Source organism: Desulfobulbus sp. (genome assembly GCF_031547805.1).
Classification (GTDB): domain Bacteria; phylum Desulfobacterota; class Desulfobulbia; order Desulfobulbales; family Desulfobulbaceae; genus Desulfobulbus.
In genome coordinates this window covers 60,682-80,219 of the sequence record NZ_JAVBRQ010000028.1, presented here as the reverse complement: position 1 = coordinate 80,219, position 19,538 = coordinate 60,682, and the positions used below count along the sequence as shown (strand labels likewise).

General features: G+C 60.1%; 15 protein-coding genes. 4 read left to right on the top strand and 11 right to left on the bottom strand.

The window, feature by feature from the left end; translation table 11 throughout:
- Positions 1 to 315: 315 nt before the first annotated feature.
- Complete coding sequence (locus tag RMR13_RS09720; RefSeq protein WP_310600433.1) at positions 316 to 3,594, bottom strand: transglycosylase domain-containing protein; 3,279 nt, start codon at positions 3,592 to 3,594, stop codon at positions 316 to 318.
- Between the two features lie 614 nt (positions 3,595 to 4,208).
- On the opposite strand from RMR13_RS09720, the gene RMR13_RS09715 reads away from it, so the two are divergent.
- From RMR13_RS09715 to yhbY, 3 genes are all read left to right on the top strand, one after another.
- Positions 4,209 to 6,050, top strand: coding sequence for a LysM peptidoglycan-binding domain-containing protein (locus tag RMR13_RS09715; protein ID WP_310600432.1), 1,842 nt, complete (start codon positions 4,209 to 4,211; stop codon positions 6,048 to 6,050).
- Positions 6,051 to 6,204: 154 nt separating this feature from the next.
- Positions 6,205 to 7,704 (top strand): SDR family oxidoreductase, encoded by a 1,500-nt coding sequence (locus RMR13_RS09710; RefSeq protein ID WP_310600431.1) that lies wholly within the window; start codon positions 6,205 to 6,207, stop codon positions 7,702 to 7,704.
- A gap of 69 nt (positions 7,705 to 7,773) precedes the next feature.
- The gene (gene yhbY / locus RMR13_RS09705; RefSeq protein WP_310600430.1) at positions 7,774 to 8,181 is read left to right on the top strand and encodes a ribosome assembly RNA-binding protein YhbY; all 408 of its coding nucleotides are present in this window, start codon (positions 7,774 to 7,776) and stop codon (positions 8,179 to 8,181) included.
- Positions 8,182 to 8,249: 68 nt separating this feature from the next.
- On the opposite strand, the gene RMR13_RS09700 is transcribed toward yhbY, so the two are convergent.
- The gene (locus RMR13_RS09700) at positions 8,250 to 8,690 is read right to left on the bottom strand and encodes a gamma-glutamylcyclotransferase family protein (protein ID WP_310600429.1); all 441 of its coding nucleotides are present in this window, start codon (positions 8,688 to 8,690) and stop codon (positions 8,250 to 8,252) included.
- 592 nt (positions 8,691 to 9,282) lie between these two features.
- On the opposite strand from RMR13_RS09700, the gene glyA reads away from it, so the two are divergent.
- Complete coding sequence (glyA, locus tag RMR13_RS09695) at positions 9,283 to 10,533, top strand: serine hydroxymethyltransferase (RefSeq protein ID WP_310600428.1); 1,251 nt, start codon at positions 9,283 to 9,285, stop codon at positions 10,531 to 10,533.
- A 72-nt stretch (positions 10,534 to 10,605) separates the two neighbouring features.
- On the opposite strand, the gene RMR13_RS09690 is transcribed toward glyA, so the two are convergent.
- From RMR13_RS09690 to nuoH, 9 genes are all read right to left on the bottom strand, one after another.
- Positions 10,606 to 12,024, bottom strand: a complete 1,419-nt coding sequence (locus RMR13_RS09690; protein ID WP_310600427.1) for an NADH-quinone oxidoreductase subunit N — start codon at positions 12,022 to 12,024, stop codon at positions 10,606 to 10,608.
- A gap of 81 nt (positions 12,025 to 12,105) precedes the next feature.
- On the bottom strand, positions 12,106 to 13,623 hold the full coding sequence (locus tag RMR13_RS09685; protein WP_310600426.1) for an NADH-quinone oxidoreductase subunit M: 1,518 nt from the start codon (positions 13,621 to 13,623) through the stop codon (positions 12,106 to 12,108).
- A 12-nt stretch (positions 13,624 to 13,635) separates the two neighbouring features.
- A complete protein-coding gene (locus RMR13_RS09680; protein WP_310600425.1) occupies positions 13,636 to 15,426 on the bottom strand; it encodes a Na(+)/H(+) antiporter subunit D in 1,791 nt (596 codons plus the stop codon).
- Positions 15,423 to 15,698 carry a hypothetical protein gene (locus RMR13_RS09675; protein WP_310600424.1) on the bottom strand — a complete coding sequence of 92 codons (276 nt, stop codon included), beginning with the start codon at positions 15,696 to 15,698 and terminating at the stop codon, positions 15,423 to 15,425. Before RMR13_RS09675 ends, RMR13_RS09680 begins: the two co-directional genes overlap by 4 nt.
- Positions 15,695 to 17,191: a monovalent cation/H+ antiporter subunit D family protein gene (locus tag RMR13_RS09670; RefSeq protein ID WP_310600423.1), complete on the bottom strand. Its 1,497-nt coding sequence runs from the start codon at positions 17,189 to 17,191 to the stop codon at positions 15,695 to 15,697. The genes RMR13_RS09675 and RMR13_RS09670 overlap by 4 nt, the downstream gene beginning before the upstream one ends.
- A 15-nt stretch (positions 17,192 to 17,206) precedes the next feature.
- Complete coding sequence (gene nuoK, locus RMR13_RS09665) at positions 17,207 to 17,533, bottom strand: NADH-quinone oxidoreductase subunit NuoK (protein WP_309412156.1); 327 nt, start codon at positions 17,531 to 17,533, stop codon at positions 17,207 to 17,209.
- A 3-nt stretch (positions 17,534 to 17,536) separates the two neighbouring features.
- Positions 17,537 to 18,091, bottom strand: a complete 555-nt coding sequence (locus RMR13_RS09660) for an NADH-quinone oxidoreductase subunit J (RefSeq protein WP_310600422.1) — start codon at positions 18,089 to 18,091, stop codon at positions 17,537 to 17,539.
- Positions 18,079 to 18,531, bottom strand: a complete 453-nt coding sequence (locus tag RMR13_RS09655; protein WP_310600421.1) for a 4Fe-4S dicluster domain-containing protein — start codon at positions 18,529 to 18,531, stop codon at positions 18,079 to 18,081. Before RMR13_RS09655 ends, RMR13_RS09660 begins: the two co-directional genes overlap by 13 nt.
- A gap of 2 nt (positions 18,532 to 18,533) precedes the next feature.
- The gene (gene nuoH / locus RMR13_RS09650) at positions 18,534 to 19,526 is read right to left on the bottom strand and encodes an NADH-quinone oxidoreductase subunit NuoH (protein ID WP_310600420.1); all 993 of its coding nucleotides are present in this window, start codon (positions 19,524 to 19,526) and stop codon (positions 18,534 to 18,536) included.
- Positions 19,527 to 19,538: the final 12 nt, after the last annotated feature.

Here is a 19,538-nt window from a genome sequence, read left to right as displayed (position 1 = left end):
TTGTCCGTTGTAGGGAGGTCGTAAGTGATAAAACCGGAAGGGAATTCCTGTTGTCCCGGAACCCGGCATGCCCTGTTCTCTCCGCGCATGTTCGAGTCGATGAAACGGTTGCCGTCACTCGCAGCAGACAGCGGGCAGGACCGGCAAAAAGCAGGCTATTCTCCCCTCTTCCCGCCGGGTTGTTTCAAGTAAGCAGAGAAAAGAATACGGCAGGCAAGATAGCAAATAAGCCGGTGCCAAACAATCGCTTTCTCCATCTGAGCGGAAAAACATGCCTTCGGGACGGTGGCCGGCCCCTGTCCCGAAGGCGGTCGCTCAGCGATTTCGCCAGTACGGCAGAAACAATCGTTCGGGCTCGAACCGGCCGCTGGCACTCACCGCGCCGAAGCAGAGGCTGGCGGGCGAACCGGGCGCCGAGGTCTGGCGCAGACCGGCGGCACCGGTCATTGCCCCGCCCTGGTTGGGGGCCACCGGCATGAATACCTGTTTCACGTCGGGATATTGCAAGGACAGGCCGTTGAAGGTCAGGTCCACCGGATCGAGCCGATCGGCTATCTTCTCGGTATCGAGCACGGCCTGGGCAATGGCGCTCCAGGCCGGGAGCGCGCCCTGGGAACCGGTGACCCGGAACCCACGCCGCACCATGGTGGCATTGTTGTCGAACCCGGCGTACACCCCCACCGTGTAGCCGCCCTGGAAACCGATGCCCGACTGGTCTTGCGCCAGCGCCGGGACATAGCCGACAAAGGCCGAGTTGCGGTAGTCGTTGGCCGTTCCGGTTTTGCCCAACAACGGGTAGGGCTGGTTCAGCTTGGCCAGAAGCTTGTTCCGGTCGGGATCGTCGCTGCGGAGCCGGACATGCTCCTGGGCATAGCGGCCGGTTCCGTACGGGATGACATTCTGGAGGATGTTGCCGACCTCGGCCGCGCTCTTGGGATCGAACACCCTGGTCCTGTAGACCTGGCGGGAATAGACCACTCGTCCCTCGGGGGTCTCGATCCGGTCGATGATGGCGGCCCCGTCGGGGTCGACATGGCCGTCCAATTCGGATTGGGCCAGGGTCGGGGCATCGGCGGCATCGTGGCGGCTACCGGTGATCATCGTCTCGTAGGTACGGGTGATCTCGGACAGGGAGACCACGTTGGAGCCGAGCGGCAGCGACAGCACCGGCTCGAACCTGCTGTTGATGCCGCATTCGCGGGCCAGCTGCACCAGGTACTGCAACCCGAGCATCACCCGGAAGTCGCGGACTTCCCCCAGCACATCCAGCGAGTAGAGCTTATCCGGGTTGAGCTTGCCCCGCTCGTTGCCCAACTGGTTGTCCACCTGCTGGACGGTCGTGGCCGACACCATGCCCTCGAGTTGAACCCGCTCCAGCCAGAAGTCCTCGAACTGTCCGGGATCGAGGGCGATCAATTGATCGACCACCTCATGCACGTTCAACGGCGTCCAATTGGCGGGCAGATCGTGCCGCAGGGTGAAAATGAAACGGCCGGCATCGTCCCGGACCAATCGCCCCGCGGCATTCGGCAGGGTCGATGCGCCGGGGTCGTCGAAGGCCGCATCCGGATTGAGCGGCCGCGCCCCACTGTCCAGCGCCCGGCGATAGGCCCCCAGGGCGTCAACCAGGGCGCGCAGGTGTTGAAAATCGTCGTAGCGCATCTGGGTCAGCTTTTTGTACTCTTCCTCGCGGTTATCGAAGACAAAATCCGGTTGCAAGGCCCGCACCGCACTGCCAAAGGCGGCATAGTCGAGATACTGGCGGGAAAGCTGGATGCCGAAATGATCCCGCATGCGTTCCCGGTAGCGTTGGTAGGCCTCGACTCTTCCGTCCTCGTCGATCCGGGGCGCCATGTCCACCTTGGCGGCCAGTTCGCGGATCATCGGCGGCGTCAGATGGTCGGTCAGATGGTAGAGCAGCCACACCGCGGCGACGTTCTCCGAGGTAACGCCGGCCCAACTCAACGATACCGAGCCGAAGGGACTGTCGTGGTCGGGTTGCGGCGCATACGGGCGGTTCATGAAGACAAAGGTGTCCCGGCTGTTGCTGATCATGTCCACCGGGCTCCAGCCCAACTGCAGGGCCGCGGCAAAGAGAAAGGTCTTGAAGGTCGAGCCCATCAGCCTTTTGGCGGTGGTGGCCCGGTTGAAGTTCAGGTTGGACATGCCGCCGCTCATGGCGCGGATCGCCCCTTCCTGGAGGACAAAGGCGGCGCCCTCGACCTGCGGGTAGCGTTCCAGATCGAGCAGCACCTTGCCGTGCCCGTCGTTTTCCCGGACAGCGACGTACACCTTGTCTCCGGCCTGCAGCTGGCGAAGCAAGGCCTTGCGATCCGCAGCCGATGCGGTCTGGGCGCCGCGGCTGAACCGGGCGTAGGCATCCGCCATCCGGTTCAATCCGGCGGCATCGACGATGCCCTCGGCGCGGCCCTCGTCGAAATGCACGCGCACCTCGACGCCCTTGTCGCGGCTTTCCCCGATATCCTTGATGGTGCCGAAAACGAAATTGCCCGGCAGCAACTCCTCGTCCCCCTGATATTCCAGGGCCTTGTATTCCTCCTGCACCATCGCCCGTTCATAGCCGCGCAGGCGCACATCGAGCTGGGAGAGGTGGCGGCGCAGGCCTTCGACGGTCTTGCGCTGGAGCGGGTGGTCGAGCGTGGTGATGATCCTGGCGCCCGAGGTCGCGATGTTGGATATGCCGTTTTGTTCAAGAATATCGGCGATAAACGGGGTGCTCAAGCCTTCCCGGACCAGATCCATGGCCGTATTCTGGGCATAGGACATCTTCCCCTGCTTGAACACCAGCTCGTCGAGTTTCAGGCCTTTGTATTCCTCCTCGCTGAGCAAATTGTTCTTGCGCATCTGGCCCAGCACGTAGCGGACGCGTTCCTCGCTTCTTTGCCTGACTTCGTCCGCATTGGCCAGGTTCTTTTTCAAAAACGGGTTGTAATAGTTGGGCCGTTTGACGCTGCCGGCAATGAAGGCGCATTCCAGCAAAGTCAGATCCTTGGGCTCCTTATCGAAAAAAAAGCGGGCCGCCACGCCGAGGCCGTGACCGTTGCCGCTGACAAAGAACTGGTTGGTGTAGAATTCGAGAATTTTCTCCTTGCTGTAGCGGTGTTCCAGACGCAGGGCATACAGCAACTCCTTGAGCTTGGCCTGAAGGCTGCGCGATTCCCGCTTAAACAGGTTTTTTGCGGTCTGCTGGGTGATGGTGCTGCCGCCCTGGACCACCTTACCCGCCCTGAGGTTGGCCAACATCGCCCGGCCAATCCCCGGAATATCGAGACCGAAATGGCTGAAAAACTGATTGTCTTCGGCGGCAAGCAGGGCGTTGACAAAATTCTTCGGAATCTGGTCATAGGTGAGGTACTGGCGGTGGATCCCCTCGAACAACACGCCCAGCTTGTCCTCCCCGTCCCGATAATAAACCGGGCTTTCCCGCCCCAGGATTTCGCTGATGGCCGACTCTTCGATCTCCGGAGCAGGCACCAGGGCCACCAGGTAATACAGTCCGCCGGCCCCTATCGCGGTGGCGAGCAAAGAGAACATCAACACCAAAAGGAAACAGTATTTGATCAATTTCAGCATAATTCCAACGCGTTCCCAACGAAATCACGGAGAGCGGCAGAGCGCCTCTCTACTTCAACCATGTATTTTTACAGGCAATATTCTCATCGACAATTCGACCGGCCATCCATTCGCCAGCCGGTGCGCCGCCGGTGAAAACGCGATGAGGTTTTTAGCATGTTCGGCCAAAAAAAAGTGCTTTTTTTTCTCTGTCGTCAAAAGCAAACCATGCCTTTGGCCAAGCGAACGGCGGCTGAGCAACCCTAACCGGCCCAAACAGACAAGCAGTTGTCCACGATACTCATCGGATTGGTTTTATTATTTCCCAATAATACGACATGTTATAAGCAAAGAACCACACGGAACCTCCCAGGACCATCCCAAGGATTCCCCGGCTTGTCCCTGTGCACGAAAAACCGGAAAAAAAAACGGCCGCAGAAAAAAATCCAAGAAAAAAAATACCCACCCAACAGGGCAAAACAACGCAACCAAATACTTTTGCTTGTCATTCTTTTGGTTAAAAGTTAAAAAGGCCATATTGTTCTTACCCATTTTGTGTTCAGCATCTGATTGATCGCAGAAAATACAATATTGTTTCAATGCAATATAAGGTTGCACAAACCCGACTACTCCATATGAAAATATTGCCGAATCTGCTGACCCATTGTCTCGTCGCCCTCATCTGCCTCTCCTTCACAGCCTGTTCCTCGCATAACAAAAAAACGACCCAGCTTCCGCCCGCAAACGAGGTAGCGCTCACCGACAACCAGGACGAGGAGATCTCCTCGGCCGAACCGGAAGAAACCGCAGCGGAAGAGTTGGAAGCCCTCAATGCCCCCGGCGCCTGGGAATACGGCATCGGCCAGACCTACTCTCTGGAAAAGCTGGGCATTGACTCCAACAAATACGACTTCCCCATCATGGTGAACAAGCAGGTTTTGTACTATCTCGAATTGTTCCAGGGAAGGCAGAGGAATTACTTCACCCAATGGCTGGCCCGGTCCGCCATGTACCGGCCCCATATCGAAGCGGAACTGAAGAAGGCCGGTCTCCCCACGGACCTCGTCTTCCTGGCCATGATCGAATCGGGCTACAATCCGTCGGCCTACTCGCCGGCCAAGGCGTGCGGCCTGTGGCAATTCATCGAAGGGACGGGCAGCCGATACGGCCTCAGGATCGATTCTTGGGTCGACGAACGCCGGCAACCGGAAAAGTCCACCAAAGCGGCGGTGCAGTATCTTTCCAACCTCTATTCCCAATTCGGGGACTGGTACCTGGCCGTGGCCGCGTATAATGCGGGCGAAAAAAAGATCGACACCGCCTTGAAGAGAAACAATGCCAAGGATTTCTGGGAAATAGCGGCGACCGAAGGCATTTTCATGGAAACGAAGCGGTACGTGCCGAAACTGATTGCCGCCATCATCATTGCCCGCAACCCGGAAAAGTACGGATTTACCGACATTGCCTATAAAAAGCCGCACGAATACGAGACTATTGCCGTCCCCGGCGGGGTCAGCCTTGAGGTGGTGGCCGCCACTGCCAACACCTCGACCAAAGAATTGCGGGCACTCAACAATGAGTTGAGAAAGGGCCAGGTTCCCCCCAGGAGCGAGTACACTCTGCGCATTCCCGTGGGCACCAGAGAGTTGATCGCCGGCAACATCGACAAGCTCCGCCCGGTGACCACGACCGTGTACGCCACTCACACGGTCAAGAAGGACGAAACCCTGGACAGTATCTGCAGTCTGTACAATATCAGCAAGACCACCCTCCTGAAAGCCAACAACCTGAGGAGCGCGCAGTTGCCGAGGGGGCTGCGTCTCCAGATCCCGACGACCAGCACCAAATATGTGGTTGCCAAGGACCGGGACAGACAGGCCGAAGACCGCCTGGCCAAAAACAATGGCAAGGATAAACGGCAGCAGCAGTTGGTGAAATACACCCTTAAATCCGGCGAGACCCTGGCCTCGGTCGCCAAGCAGTATCGCGTTTCACCCCAGCAGGTCCTGCGGTGGAACAAACTCTCCCAGGCGAGCAAGGTCAAACCGGGGCAGCAGCTGGCTCTCTACACCTCGATGCCCGTACCGAGTCTTGCCGAGAAGCCGGAAGGCAAGGCCGATACCAACAAGTCCGATGCCACTCTGACCGCCGCTGCCACCAAGATCGCGGTGGCCAAAACTCCAGGCAGCGCCAACAAGAAACCCGCCGTGGTTCCCACCTTGGAAAGTACCAGGAAACAAAGCGTTGCCAAGGCGACCCAGCAGCCGGCCAGTAGCCAGAAAGCGTCCGCCCAGCCGACCGTGGTTGCTCAGACGGCGAAAAATCAACCTCCCACTTGGTACGTGGTAAAAAACGGAGATACTTTGGCGACCATTGCCAAGAAATTTCAAGCCTCCCCCCAAAACATCCGCACCTGGAACAAGCTCAGCAGCAATGCCTTGCAAACGGGTGACAAGCTGATTGTCAAAAAAGGATAAGGCTACCCGGCCGGGGGCTTTGCCTCGTCCCCGGCCGTTTTTCCCGCGACACCTCTTCCCTGTTGTTCTGTGTTTTTGTATCGCTAACCCCCGAACAATCCTGCCCCAGTCTTCAATGATTGCCGCACCTCCGCGCCAATAAGGCGGTTTTTCCTTGCGACCAACGGTTCTACTCACCGGTGCCACCGGATATATAGGCCGGCGGCTGGAAAAAGCACTGCGAGGGCACAAGGGCATCGCCTTGCGCCTGTTAGTGCGCGATGCCCGCAAACTGGCCGACACCGCCCGGCAAGGAGCGGAAATCCTTCAAGGCGACGCCATGCACCTGCCCGTACTCCAACAGGCGCTGGCCGGAGTCGAAACCGCGATCTATCTCATCCGTGTCGAGGGGACAGGACAGGACAGTCGCCGTCTCGATCAAACCGTGGCAACGAATTTTCTCCAGGCATGCCTTGATCAGGGCGTCAAGAACATCATCTGCATCGGCGCTCTTGGCCGGCCGGACGACGATGCTCGGCGCACAACCGCTCCTTTCGCCGCACCCGGTCGGATACTCTCCAGCAGACCCGACCGAATCCGTACCCTTTGGTTGCAAACCGGCACCATCATCGGGTCAGGCAGTTGCAACTTCGAACTACTTCGCGGCCTGATCCGGAACGCACCGCTCATACCGGTGCCGAGATGGGGCTCTCTTCCGGCCCACCCGATCGGCATCGACGATGTCGTGGCTTACCTCGTGGCAGCACTTACGCATCATCATCCCGGAAGCACAAAAGTCGATATCGACACCCCACCGCTGACCTTCATGGACATGCTGCGTCAGACCGCCGAGGCCATGGGCCGCAGCAACGTACTCATTCCCATTCCCTTTTCGCTTCCCCGCCCCAGTTCACTGGGGCTGGCCGCCATGACGCCGATATCCCGCCCGACGACCGATGCCTTCATCGCCGGCCTGCACACCGCAATCCAGGGGCAACAGCCTCGTGCCAGTGTCTTTTTCCCGGAAATCAGCCCGGCACCTTTCTCCCATATTCTTCGGCAAGCCCTTGACGAAACGGAAAACGATCTGGTACCTAGCCGCTGGTGCGACTCCAGCGACTGCGTTCTTGCGGATGTCGATGCTCCGGCCGGCGCGACGCTCTGGCGCGATCGACGCACCCATTCCCTTGCCGGGGCAAGGCCGTCACAGGTTTTTGCCTCTCTCCTGGCCCTGGGCGGGGAAACGGGCTGGCTGACCTGCAACTTGCTTTGGCAAGGACGCGGGCTGATCGACAAGGCGATCGGCGGCCCGGGCCTGAATCGGGGGCGCCGGCAGGCCCTAAGACTTCGGACCGGGGATGCCCTCGATTTCTGGCGGGTTGCCGACCTGATTCCCAACCAGCGCCTGCTGCTGCAGGGGGAGATGAAGCTTCCTGGCAAGGCATGGCTGGAATTCGAAATCCGGCAGGAAACTCTGGTCCAGACCGCCTTTTTCATTCCCCACGGTCTGCTGGGCCGGCTTTATTGGTACGCGATGCTGCCATGGCACGGCCTGATCTTTCCCCGGCTCTGCCGCAGGGTCGTAGAACGGGCGCGGATCGCCGCACCGCCCGGACAGGTGCCCGGTTTTTTGCCCGACGGCAGCACCACCTGCACGGACGACCGGCCGGCGTGAGCCGTTCGGCCAGGGTGGTTGCAAACGTAACCGCCTCATTTCACAACCACAAGGAAGAGTCAGATAAACATGAGCGAACAAACCGATACAGCGGCTGAGCCGGTCGAATTGACCGGTCGGGAGAAGAAGATATTGCGCGGCCTGGGCCACAGCCTTGAACCGGTGGTCTACACCGGCAAGGAAGGGCTGTCGCCAGCCCTGCTCTGCTCCATGCGGGCAGCGCTCAAGGCGCATGAACTGATCAAGGTCAAAATCGGACAGAACTATCCGGTGGAACGGAATCAAGCCGGGCAGGAATTGGCCGAAGCGGCCGGTGCCAGCTTGGTCCAGGCCATTGGCCGAACGCTGCTTTTGTACCGACCCAATCCCGATCTTCCGGAGGCGCGCCGGATATCTCTGACATCCGGCGCATCCGTTGGACAGACGGGAAAAAACACACGGCAAGGCAAGGCGGCGACACGGACCAAAAAGCCATGAACATGGTCCTCTCGCCGGCAAGGCGCGCTTTCAGCCGGGCTTGCTCCAGGAGAGGGAAAAAGGGACGATTAGAGATCGCCTCGATCGAACAGATCCCGGCGATCCTCGACAAACCAATGAATGAATTTTTCCAGGCCGTTTTGGAGGAAACGGTCAAAATCCCAGGGGTCGTTCGACAGCATCTTGCGACAATCGTTGCGGATCGCGTACACGTAGGCATCTTCCTCGGAACCGTCCGCCATGGTCACCTGGACGACAACCCGCTCGTACTTGTCGCCTTCAAAGGCATCGAGCTTTTCCATGGCCTGCTCGTCCAGCCCCCAGTATAGCTTGCCAGAAACAACCGAATCCGTTTGGTGGGTGATGCCGGGATATTCGGAACCGCGGACGCGATACCGGGCCCAATGATGCAAGGTCGCCTCCCTGCCCTCATAGGATTGGCCGGTGACGGCCTTCATGACCAGTGGCGACTGCAATGTTCCATAACAAAATAGTGCTCTCGTATTCATTCTCTCCCCTGCTGTTCATTCAACATCTGTTGCCCACACGTCTTCTTCGCGTCGCCAAACCCGTTTACCGATCGTATCCCTCCTTATTTCCGTTTTTTTCGTCGAAGATAATTTCCCATGCCGACACGGCCCCACGGGCTTTTCCGCCAGCTGGTCTTCGGCGCAACTGCAACCGGTCCTCAATCGTCCCTCCCAGGACTTCCGAATTGCAGCGAACCTGGTAAAATTACCAGGGTAAAATACCCTACCATCACCGATTTTCCAAGAGCATAAGAACATATCAAAAAAATCGAAAACCGGCCGTAGACAGACCTCGGGCCCGGTGCAAGCCAGCGGAAGCGGCCCGAGCGTTCTCTCTCTTCCCGGTTGCAACCGCTGCGATCGGGCCAAAGGCGCCCCTGTCATTTTCTCCTGTTCAACGGCAGTCAGGTTGGGTATGATGTCCCCCTTTGCAGCACGGCTTTTCCCAAAAGTCTTCTTGTGACGCCCAAGCCGCGGCAGAGCCGCAAACCGCGTTATCCTTTTTTTCGAGAGCCGCTGCCGCGGGCCAGACCGCGTACAGCCGGCCTACTTCCCCTTCCAAGGAGTCAAGATGAGCAGCCTACAACAATGTGATCCCGAACTTTTTGCCCTGATCAAGCAGGAAGAGCAGCGGCAGCAAGACAAGATTCGCCTGATCGCCTCGGAAAACTACGTCTCCGGCGCGGTCATGGAAGCCACCGGTTCGGTGCTGACCAACAAATATTCAGAAGGGTACCCTGGCAAGCGGTATTACGAAGGCCAGCAATACATCGACCAGGTGGAGAGCCTGGCCATCCAACGGGCCAAGGAGCTGTTCGGCGCCGAGCACGTCAATGTGCAGCCCTATTCCGGCTCACCGGCCAACCTGGCGGTGTACCTCGCCTTCCTCAACCCCGGCGACACCATTCTCGGCATGGCCCTGCCCCACGGCGGCCACTTGACCCATGGCGCCAAGGTGTCGATCTCCGGCAAGTACTTCATCGCCGAGTCCTATTCCCTTGACCAGGAAACCGGCCGCCTCAACTACGACACCATCCGCGAGAAGGCCCTGGCCTGCCGGCCCAAGATTCTCATCGCCGGTCACTCCGCCTATTCCCGGATTCTCGATTTTCCCGTATTCCGCGAGATCGCCGATGCCTGCGGGGCGCTGCTCCTGGTGGACATGGCCCATTTCGCCGGGCTGGTGGCAGGCGGCGTCCATCCCTCGCCCATCCCCTATGCCGACGTGGTCACCACCACCACCCACAAATCGCTGCGCGGTCCCCGGGGCGCCATGATCATGTGCAGGAACGAGTACGCCGCCGCCATCGACAAGGCTGTGTTCCCCGGGCTTCAGGGCGGCCCGCACAACAACACCACCGCCGCCATCGCCGTTGCCCTCAAGGAGGCTTCCACCGAGGCCTTCAAGCAGTATGCGTCCCAGATCGTCAAAAACGCCCATGTTCTGGCCGATACCCTGATCGGCCGAGGCTTCCACCTGGTGACCGGCGGCACCGACAACCACCTGATGCTGATCGATCTCACCAACAAGGGCGTGACCGGCAAAATCGCGGCCAAAGCCCTGGATGCGGCCGGCATCGTCCTCAACTACAACGCCGTTCCCTACGACACCCGCAAGCCCTTCGACCCCAGCGGCATCCGCCTCGGGACCCCGGCCGTGACCTCGCGCGGGTTCAAAGAGGAGCAGATGGAGCAAATCGGCAAGTGGATCGACGCCGTGGTTGCCGATCCGGCCAACACCGCGCTCCAGGCCGAGATCGCCGCGGCGGTCCGGCAGCTCTGCGCCGGTTTTCCCGCGCCGGGCTTGGAGTCTGCCGGCTGACAGCCGCCCAGCAATCCGCAATAAAAAAGGGGACGCCGTACAGCGTCCCCTTTTTTATTGTCCCATGCTTTTTCAGTGCAGGGTTTGCACCACGGCGCTGGCAAAATCGATGAATCGGGCGGGCAAGGCCCCGAGCAAAGTGATGGCGAGCACCAGCACCACCCCGGTCAGCTGAATGAGCGGGTTCACCGCGATCCGCCCGGCCTGTTCTCCGGGTTCGACCGTGTAGGCCGCCTTGACCACCGAAAGATAGTAGTACAGTGCAATGGCGGTATTGATGGCTGCCAGGCAGACCACCACCACATGGTGTGCCCGCAGCGCCGAGGTCAGGATCATGAATTTGCCCATGAAGCCGACAAAGGGCGGAATACCCGCCAGACCGAACAGACCGACCGCCAGCACGAAAGCCAGCAGCGGCTGCCGCTTGTACAGGCCGTTGAAGTCGTCGATCCTCAAGTTTTCCCCTTCCCGCGAAACATTGCTGATCACCAGGAAACAGGCCAGGTTCATCAGCACATACCCGGCGATGTAATAAATCGCCACCCCGTAGCCGTCGCGGTCGAGAGCAAGCAGGCCCAGGAGCACAAAGCCGGCATGGGCGATGCCGGAAAAGCCCAGCATCCGCTTGATATCCTTCTGCACCAAGGCGCTGAGGTTGCCGTAAAACATCGAACAGAGCGCCAGCGCCGCCATCAGCTCGATGAGAAACTGGGCTTGGCCGGTCGGAACGGTGAGAAAACGGATCAACAGGGCCACCGCCCCGAATTTCGGCAGGGTGGCGATGAAGCCGGCGGTTTCGTTCGAGGCCCCCTGATAGACATCCGGCACCCAGAAATGCAAGGGGAAGACCGCCAGCTTGTAGAAAAAACCGGCCAAAACCAGCAACACCGCCACCAGCACCGTGGGCTGCACGTTGCCCTTGGCGAGGAAGGCGATGATTTCCTTGAGATAGGTGGTACCGGTGAGCCCGTACAGCAGGCTCATGCCATAGAGCATGAAGCCGGTGGCCATGACGCCGAAGAGAATATACTTCATGCCCGCTTCCATCTGCACCCGGCTGCCGGTGCGGTCGTCGCGCATGGGCACCAGCAGATAGAGGGCAAAGGAGGAGAGTTCGAGCGAAATGAAGATGGCGATCAGTTCCACCGAGCTGACCAGCATCATCAGGCCGAGGACGCTGAGCAGGAGGAAAAGATAATATTCCGGGCGGATCTCCGGGCTGATGCCTTTCAGGTTCTGGCCAAAGATCAGGAGCACAGCCAGGGAGAATCCGATCAGCGCCTTGAACAGCTGCGAGTACGAATCCACCGCGTAGGCCCCGTAAAACAGGCTCCCTTTCGACTGGAACGCGAGCAAGGCGGCCGCGAAGGTGGCGAGGCCGAAAAGCACGGCCACCGACTTCGCGATCCGGACCGGGGGCGTTTTGCTCAGGCTGACAAAAAAGAGTGCCAGCGCACCGGCAGCCAGCACCAATTCGGGAAGAATAACCATAAACGTTGCCTTTCTTCGTGTTGTCTCAGCAGCGATCGCTCAAGACGATCGGGAGAGTGACCAAACCAAGCGGATGCGCAATCAATTCCACAGCACCGCCGCGACCTGTTGATGCTGTTGCCAGTGGTGCAGCTGATCCAGCAAGGCGCTGACCGAGGTGTGCATCAGGTTGAGAAAAGGTTGCGGCCCAAGACCGATCCAGAAAACAAAAAGCAGAAAGGGCGTGAGCACGGCAATCTCGCGCAGGCCGAGATCGGTCAGGTAGGACTGATCCGGATTGGCGGTTCCGCCCCAAACGACTTTTTGCAGCAGGCGCAGCATGTAAGCCGCCGCCAGGACCGCGCCGGGAATGGCGGCCAGGGCCAGGAAGGTATTGTGCTCGAAGGCCCCGGCCAGCACCAGAAATTCGCCGATGAACGAGTTGGTTCCCGGAAAGCCGAAGGAAGAGAGGGAGAAAAAGGCCAGAAAGGTCACGAACCAGGGCATGTATTTGCCCACCCCCGTGGCCAGCGCCAGCTCCCGACTGTGCGTTCGCTCGTAGATCATGCCCACGCACAGGAAGAGCGCGCCGGTGGTGACGCCGTGGTTGATCATCTGCAGCATGGCGCCTTCCACCCCCCGGCTGTTGAGCACAAAGATGCCCAGGGTGACGAACCCCATGTGCCCCACCGAGGAATAGGCGATCAGCTTTTTCATGTCCTGCTGGGCAAGGGCGGTGAAGCCGCCGTAAATAATGCCGGCGATCGACAGCCAGAGGATCGGCTGGGCCAGGAGCATGGTGGCATCCGGTGTGATCGGCAGGCAGAAGCGGAGCATGCCGTAGGTTCCCATCTTGAGCAGGACCGAGGCCAGGATGACCGATCCAGCGGTCGGGGCCTCCACGTGGGCCGCCGGCAACCAGGTATGGAAGGGAAACATCGGCACCTTGATGGCAAAGGCCAGGAAGAAGGCCAGGAAGACCAGCACCTGGAAGGTAAGGGAATAGGGTTGCCACATCATCTCCGGGATGAAGAAGCTGCCCGATTCGAGATAGAGGGCGATGATGGCCACCAGCAGCAGGACCGAGCCGGCCAAAGTGTAGAGGAAGAACTTGATCGAGGCGTATGCCTTGCGGGGCCCGCCCCAGACGGCGATCAGCAGATACATGGGAATGAGCATGAATTCCCAGAAAATGTAGAACAGGACGAAGTCCAGGGCGACAAAGACCCCGACCATGGAGGTTTCCATCACCAGCAGGCAGAACATGAACGGCGCCACCCGCTGCTGGATGTATTTCCAGGAGGCGAGCACGCAAAACGGCATGATCAAAGTGGTCAGCAGGACCAGCAGGATGGAAATGCCGTCCAGGCCGACGATGTAGTTGATGTTGAGCCGGGGAATCCAGGCATAGGCTTCGGCGAACTGATACTTGCTGCTGGTTTGGTCGAAGCCGACCAACAGGGGCAGCGAGCAGATCGCGGTCAGCGAGGTGATCAGCAGCGTCCACAGCCGGGCAAAGGTCTCGTTGTGAAAGAAGAGCAGCACAATCGAGCCGGCCAAAGGCAGGAAGATGAGAAAACTGAGCAGGGGAAAACCCTCTTTGATAAGTAGCAGATCCATTCTCTTTTCCCCTTAGAGCAACTGGGAGACGACAAAGGTGACCAGCACGACCGCGGCAAGCGAAGAAACGTAGAACAGAGCGACCTGGATCTGGCCGCTCTGGAGCACCCGCACCTTGCCGCCCAAAGCCCGCACGCCGCGGGCAATGCCGTCGACCACCCCGTCGATGGCGTTCCAATCAAACCAGCTCCAAAAACGGCTGACCGTCATCAGCGAACCGAGCCCGACCACGCGGTAGGCCTCACCCCAGGCGGTGTCGAACCACTGCAGCGGACGCCTGACCAGCCAGAGGAAGGCACGGCCGAACTGGCGATAGAGCCAGTCGATGTCGAGGCAGACCCGGTCCACCGGCTCCACGTATTTCTTGAGCAGGAAAAAGGCCAGGGCGGCAAAACCGAGCAGTTGCAGGGTTTCCATCAGCTGGTAGGCCGTGTACGGCGTGTAGTCGATCGCATGGGGTAGCAGAGCGTAGAGAAAGCCGGGCGCGGTCCCCACCAGGACGCACATGGTGGCACCCAGGGTCATGGCGATGAGCATGTTGCGCGGGGGATCGGCCGCCTTGTCCCAGGTGGCCTGGCTGCACTTGTTGGTCCCGAAGAACAGAAAATAGGGCAGCTTGAGGCCGTTGTACATGAAGGTGCCGGTGGCACCGAGCATCAGCAGCCAGACCGCCCAGTTGAGATGCTGCTCGAAACCGGCGGCGATGATCATCGACTTGCTGGCGTAGGCCGCGAAGAAAGGGGCGGCGGAGATCGACAGGCAGCCGATCATGGTGAAGAAGAAGGTGGCCGGCATTTTGGCATGCAAGCCGCCCAGTTCGGTGAATTTGGTTTTGCCGGTCATGTACAGGACCGAACCGGTCCCCATGAACAGCAGGCTCTTGTAGAGAATATGCGCCACGGCGTGGGCCACGGCGCCGTTGATGGCCAGGTCCGTGCCGATCCCGATGCCGGCGACCATGTAGCCCACCTGGGAGACGATCGACCAGGCCAGCAGCTTGCGGATGTCGTTTTCCATCACCGCGTAGATCACGCCGTACAGGGCCATGATCACCCCGAGCACCACCAGGATCTCCATGCCGGCGCAGGACCTGGCCAGGGCATACACGGCGGTCTTGGTGGTGAAGGCGCAGAGGAAGACCGCGCCGTTGAACGAGGCCTCGCTATAGGCCTCGGGCAGCCAGGAGTGGAGCGGCACCACGGCGGCGTTGAGCCCGAAGCCGATCATGATCAGCCAGGTGGCGAGTTGGGGATGGCTGACGTCGAGCAGGTCGAAGGCGATGTTGCCGGTCGCTTGGTACCGGAGCAGGATGCCGGCCAGGAGGATGATACCGCCGATGGTGTGGATGACCAGGTAGCGGTAGCCCACTGCCAGCGAGTTCGGTCCCCGCCTGAACCAGATGAGGAAGACCGAGGCAAAGGCCATCATTTCCCAGAAGAGAAAGAGGCTCAGGTAATCGCCGCTGTAAATCACCCCCAGGGAACCGGCCGCATAGAACCAGGCGGCCACGTGCTCGCCGGCCCGGTCGACATGCAGGCCGTAGAGGGTGCCGATCACCGCCATCAGCGCCATGATCAGGGCAAAGACCGTGGAGAGCTTGTCCACCCGGCCGAAGACCAGTTGCCAGTCCAGAAAATTCACCAGACCGTAATTGCCGGCCAGGGCGGCATTGTACAGCACCGCGCCCAGGCCCAGCAGCGGCACCAGGAAGAGGTAGGGCCGGCGCAGCGGTCCCTGGACGAAGGGCAACAGCAGCGCGCCCGCGATCAAAAACAGGGAGGGGTGGAGAAAGCCGGAGGTCATTCTTCTTCCTCGCAGGGTAAAAGGGTGCGGTCATACACATCGGCCGGGGCCTGGATGCCGGACCGGCCGAACCAACGGGCCACCCCGATGATCAGGGCCGCAGCCGCAAAACCGAACAACGACCAGAAAAAGGGCACGCGCCGCTCGGCCCAGGAATGGGCGTGCTGGGTATCGACGAGCAGCGAGGCCACGGCAATGGCGGCCAGCAGCACGAGGCAGACCGTCACCACGGTTTTCAGCCGGGCTTGGAGGTATGCGATCAGCGTGGTCATCCTGTCACCATCCAGACGAATTGCATCATGAAATTGGGGTAAATGCCGATGATCACCGAAACGGCGACCGCGATCAGCAAGGGGATCAGCATGCTCAACGGCGCCTCCTTGATCCCGGTTTCGGCCTGGCCAGCCGGCCGTTTGCCGAAAAAGGCCTTGTAGGTCACCGGCGCGAAGTAGCCGACATTGAGCACGGTCGAGGCGATGAGGATCAGCAGGATGCCCACCTGGTGCGCCTCCATCGAGCCCACCAGCAAATACCACTTGGAGACGAAACCGGCCACCGGCGGCGCGCCGATCATCGACAGCGAAGCCACGGCAAAGGCGCCGAAGGTGAACGGCATGGTCCTGCCCAGACCGCTCATCTCCGAGATGTATTTTTTGTGGGCCGCGATGTAGATGGCGCCGGCGCAGAAGAACAGGGTGATCTTGGAAAAGGCGTGGTTGACGATGTGGATCAGGCCGCCTTCGATGGCATGGGGCGTCAGCAGTGCCACCCCCAGGATGATGTAGGAGAGCTGGCTGACCGTGGAATAGGCCAGCCTGGCCTTGAGATTGTCCTTGGACAGGGCGATCATCGAGGCGACGATGATGGTGAAGCCGACGAAGTAAGCGGTGGGAATGCCGAGGTTGAGCCGGTCCATGGTGTCGACGCCGAACACGTAGAGCATGGTGCGGGTGGTGCAGAACACGCCGACCTTGACCACCGCCACCGCATGCAGCAGCGCCGAGACCGGGGTCGGAGCCACCATGGCGCCGGGGAGCCAGTGGTGGAAGGGCATAACGCCGTTCTTGGCGAAGCCGAAGATGCAAAAAATGTAGAGCATGGTCACCATCCAGCCGGGGGCCGAGGTGGGAATGATGCCGGTGTTGATGTTATGCGGGAAATCCAGGGTGCCTGCCAAGACGTAGATGAGGATCAGGGCCGGCAGGAGGAAAAACTTGGCGGTGGTGGTCAGGTAGACGATGTATTTGCGCGCCCCTTCGTAAGATTCCTCGTCTTGGTGATGGGCGACCAGCGGGTAGGTGCAGACCGAGACGATCTCGTAGAAGAGATAGAGGGTCAGGAGGTTGTCGGCAAAGGCCACGCCGATGGCACCGAAGATGGCCAGGGCGAAGCAGGCGTTGAACCGGGTCTGGCAGGGCTCGTCGTGGGCCCGCATGTAGCCCATGGAGTAGAACACCGCAATCACCCACAGCGACGAGGCGACCAGGGCGAAGATCATGGCAAAGCCGTCGGCCCGCAGGGTAATCGACAATCCGGGCAAAAGTTGGAAAATCGGAAAGACGAGGGTTTTGCCCGCCCTGAGCGCCGGCACGAAGGAGAGAACCGTGCCCAGCAACAGCACCGAGGCGCAGGAGGAGACGAACTCGCGCAGGTTCGGTTTGTTTTTCAGGGTCATGACCACCAGGCTGCCGAACAGCGGGATGAGCACCGCCAGCAGCAGGTAGGGGTTGTCGACGACGTCGGTGGTGGAGGCAACGATATCCATGGATATTCTCCCCGCTTAGCCTTGCAGATCGACCAGGTCGTCGGTCTCGATGGATTTGTAGTTCCGGTAGACCGCGATCATGATGCTGATGGCGATGGCCGCCTCGGCAGCGGCAATGGCCATGATGAACAGGGTGAAAATCTGCCCGATCGCCGGGTCGGGGGCCAGGAAACGGTTGAAGGCCATGAAGTTGGTGGAGGCGGCCGCCAGGATGAATTCCGAGGAAATCAGCATGCCGATCACGGTGCGGCGGGCCACCATGCCGTAGACCCCGAAGGCGAACAGCAGGGCGCCGATCACCAGGTAGGTCGAAAGGCAATTGTAGAGATTGAGCAGTTGCATCGGTTAGTTTCTCCCCCTCTGCGCAAGCACCAAGGCGCCGATGATGGCCAGGAGCAGGACGATGGAAATGAGTTCGAAGACAAAGCCGTGGGTGGTCAAAAGCGACAAGCCCACCGCCTTGATGTCAAAGCTCCCCTGCCGGGGAAAGACCTGCCACTCGGTTTTCAGCCCGAGCACGGTCAGGGCGGCGAAGATCAGGGCGGCGACGCTGAAGGCCAGTGGCCCGGCCAGAAGGCTGCGTTGCTTTCTGTCCGCCGTCTGTTGTTCCTCGGGCGTGGCCATCATGATGCCGAAGGCGATCAAGATGGAGACCGCGCCGACGTAGATCAGCATCTGCATCATGGCCAAAAAGGGGCTGAGCAGGAAATAATAGACCCCGGCCAGGCCGGTGAAGCAGATCGCCAGGCCGGAGACGGCCCGGACCAGCCGCCGGGCGCTGACCGCGATGGCCGCCCCGGTCACGACCAGGGCCACGGTGAGCAGGAAAACGATCCCGACCATGCCCTCGGCGGAAAAAAGGGCCGGGACATCCGCCGGCTGACAGACTAGCGCTTGCATCTGTTCTGATCCTCCAGCCTTTGCATGAGATCCATGATGAAGTCATTCTTGTCGAAACTGGCCAGGTTGTATTCCCTGGAAAACCGCAAGGCGTTGAAATTACAGCTTTCGACGCAGGAGCCGCACAGGCTGCACTTGGTGAAATCGAGCATGTAGCGGGTCAGCACCTTGCCCTTGCCGCCCTCGTTCTTCTTGCCGTCCAGGCTGATGCACACCGAGGGGCAGGCCCGCTGGCACATGCCGCAGACCACGCAATTGGGCTCGCCGGTCTCCTCGTTGCCGATCAATTCGATATGTCCCCGGAACAGCGGCGTCATGGTCGGCACTTCCCAGGGGTACTGCTCGGTCACCACCGGCCGGAAGAACTCGCGGGCGGTGATGGCCAGGCCGGTCACCAGGCTTTTGCCGCCGGTGACGATATCGCTCCAATACCCGCTCATACTCAAAACACCTTGATCAGGGCTGCCGTTACCAGGAGATTGGCCATGGAGAACGGAATCAGTATTTTCCAGGAAAGATTGAGAAGCCGGTAAATCTGGGTCCGGGGATAGGTCCAGCGGATCCAGATGAAGGTGAAGATCAGAACGTAGATCTTGAGCAAAAACCACCAGATGCCGGGAGTCTGGCCGAAGGGGCAGTCCCAGCCGCCGAGAAACAGGGTCGCGGTCAGGCAGGCACCGACCACGATATTGAGATACTCGCCCATCATGAACAGGCCAAATCCCATGGAGCTGTATTCGGTCATGAACCCGGCCACCAGTTCGCTCTCGGCCTCGGCCATGTCGAAGGGGGCGCGGTTGGTCTCGGCCACCGAACAGATGAAGAAGATGATGAACGAGATCCACATGGTCAGGAAATGCCCGTTCTCCAGACGGAAGATGTTCCAATGCCAAAACCCGCCCTGCTGGTCGAGGGCGATCTCGCGCAGGTTCATCGAGCCGGAGATCAGCACCACGGTGATCACCGTCAGCAGCATGGGAATCTCATAGGCCAGATTCTGGGAGACCGAGCGGGCCGCGGAGATGATGGCATACTTGTTGCCCGAGGCCCAGCCGCCGAGCAGGATGGCGATCATGCCGATCGAGGCCAGGGCGAAGAGGAGCAGCAGCGACAGTTCCATGGCCCGGGCACCGATATTTTCCGAAAATGGAATCACCGCCAGAGAAGTGATGGCCGGAATCATGGCCAGCACCGGCGCCACCCGAAAGATGATGCCGTCCACGCCTTGAGGCACCAGCAGCTGCTTGCTCATCAACTTTAGCCCGTCGGCTAGGGGCTGGAGCAGTCCCGCGAACCCCGCCTCGCAGGGTCCGATGCGCCGCTGGATGCGGGCCGCGCCCTTGCGCTCGCACCAGCCGAGCCAGGCGGCGTTGACACCGGCAAAGGCCAGGAGCCCCACCAGGTACAGCAGGGCGCGCCACATACTTGTTTCCATCGTTTCCTCTTT

Bases quoted from the DNA above. Each gene is read 5' to 3' on its own strand.
- RMR13_RS09700 (WP_310600429.1), bottom strand. From the start codon at position 8,690: ATGAATACGAGAGCACTATTTTGTTATGGAACATTGCAGTCGCCACTG.
- nuoH (WP_310600420.1), bottom strand. From the start codon at position 19,526: ATGGAAACAAGTATGTGGCGCGCCCTGCTGTACCTGGTGGGGCTCCTG.
- RMR13_RS09715 (WP_310600432.1), top strand. From the start codon at position 4,209: ATGAAAATATTGCCGAATCTGCTGACCCATTGTCTCGTCGCCCTCATC.
- RMR13_RS09660 (WP_310600422.1), bottom strand. From the start codon at position 18,091: ATGCAAGCGCTAGTCTGTCAGCCGGCGGATGTCCCGGCCCTTTTTTCC.
- RMR13_RS09690 (WP_310600427.1), bottom strand. From the start codon at position 12,024: ATGGTTATTCTTCCCGAATTGGTGCTGGCTGCCGGTGCGCTGGCACTC.
- RMR13_RS09670 (WP_310600423.1), bottom strand. From the start codon at position 17,191: ATGGATATCGTTGCCTCCACCACCGACGTCGTCGACAACCCCTACCTG.
- RMR13_RS09720 (WP_310600433.1), bottom strand. From the start codon at position 3,594: ATGCTGAAATTGATCAAATACTGTTTCCTTTTGGTGTTGATGTTCTCT.
- RMR13_RS09675 (WP_310600424.1), bottom strand. From the start codon at position 15,698: ATGACCACGCTGATCGCATACCTCCAAGCCCGGCTGAAAACCGTGGTG.
- yhbY (WP_310600430.1), top strand. From the start codon at position 7,774: ATGAGCGAACAAACCGATACAGCGGCTGAGCCGGTCGAATTGACCGGT.
- RMR13_RS09655 (WP_310600421.1), bottom strand. From the start codon at position 18,531: ATGAGCGGGTATTGGAGCGATATCGTCACCGGCGGCAAAAGCCTGGTG.
- RMR13_RS09680 (WP_310600425.1), bottom strand. From the start codon at position 15,426: ATGACCTCCGGCTTTCTCCACCCCTCCCTGTTTTTGATCGCGGGCGCG.
- RMR13_RS09685 (WP_310600426.1), bottom strand. From the start codon at position 13,623: ATGGATCTGCTACTTATCAAAGAGGGTTTTCCCCTGCTCAGTTTTCTC.
- nuoK (WP_309412156.1), bottom strand. From the start codon at position 17,533: ATGCAACTGCTCAATCTCTACAATTGCCTTTCGACCTACCTGGTGATC.
- glyA (WP_310600428.1), top strand. From the start codon at position 9,283: ATGAGCAGCCTACAACAATGTGATCCCGAACTTTTTGCCCTGATCAAG.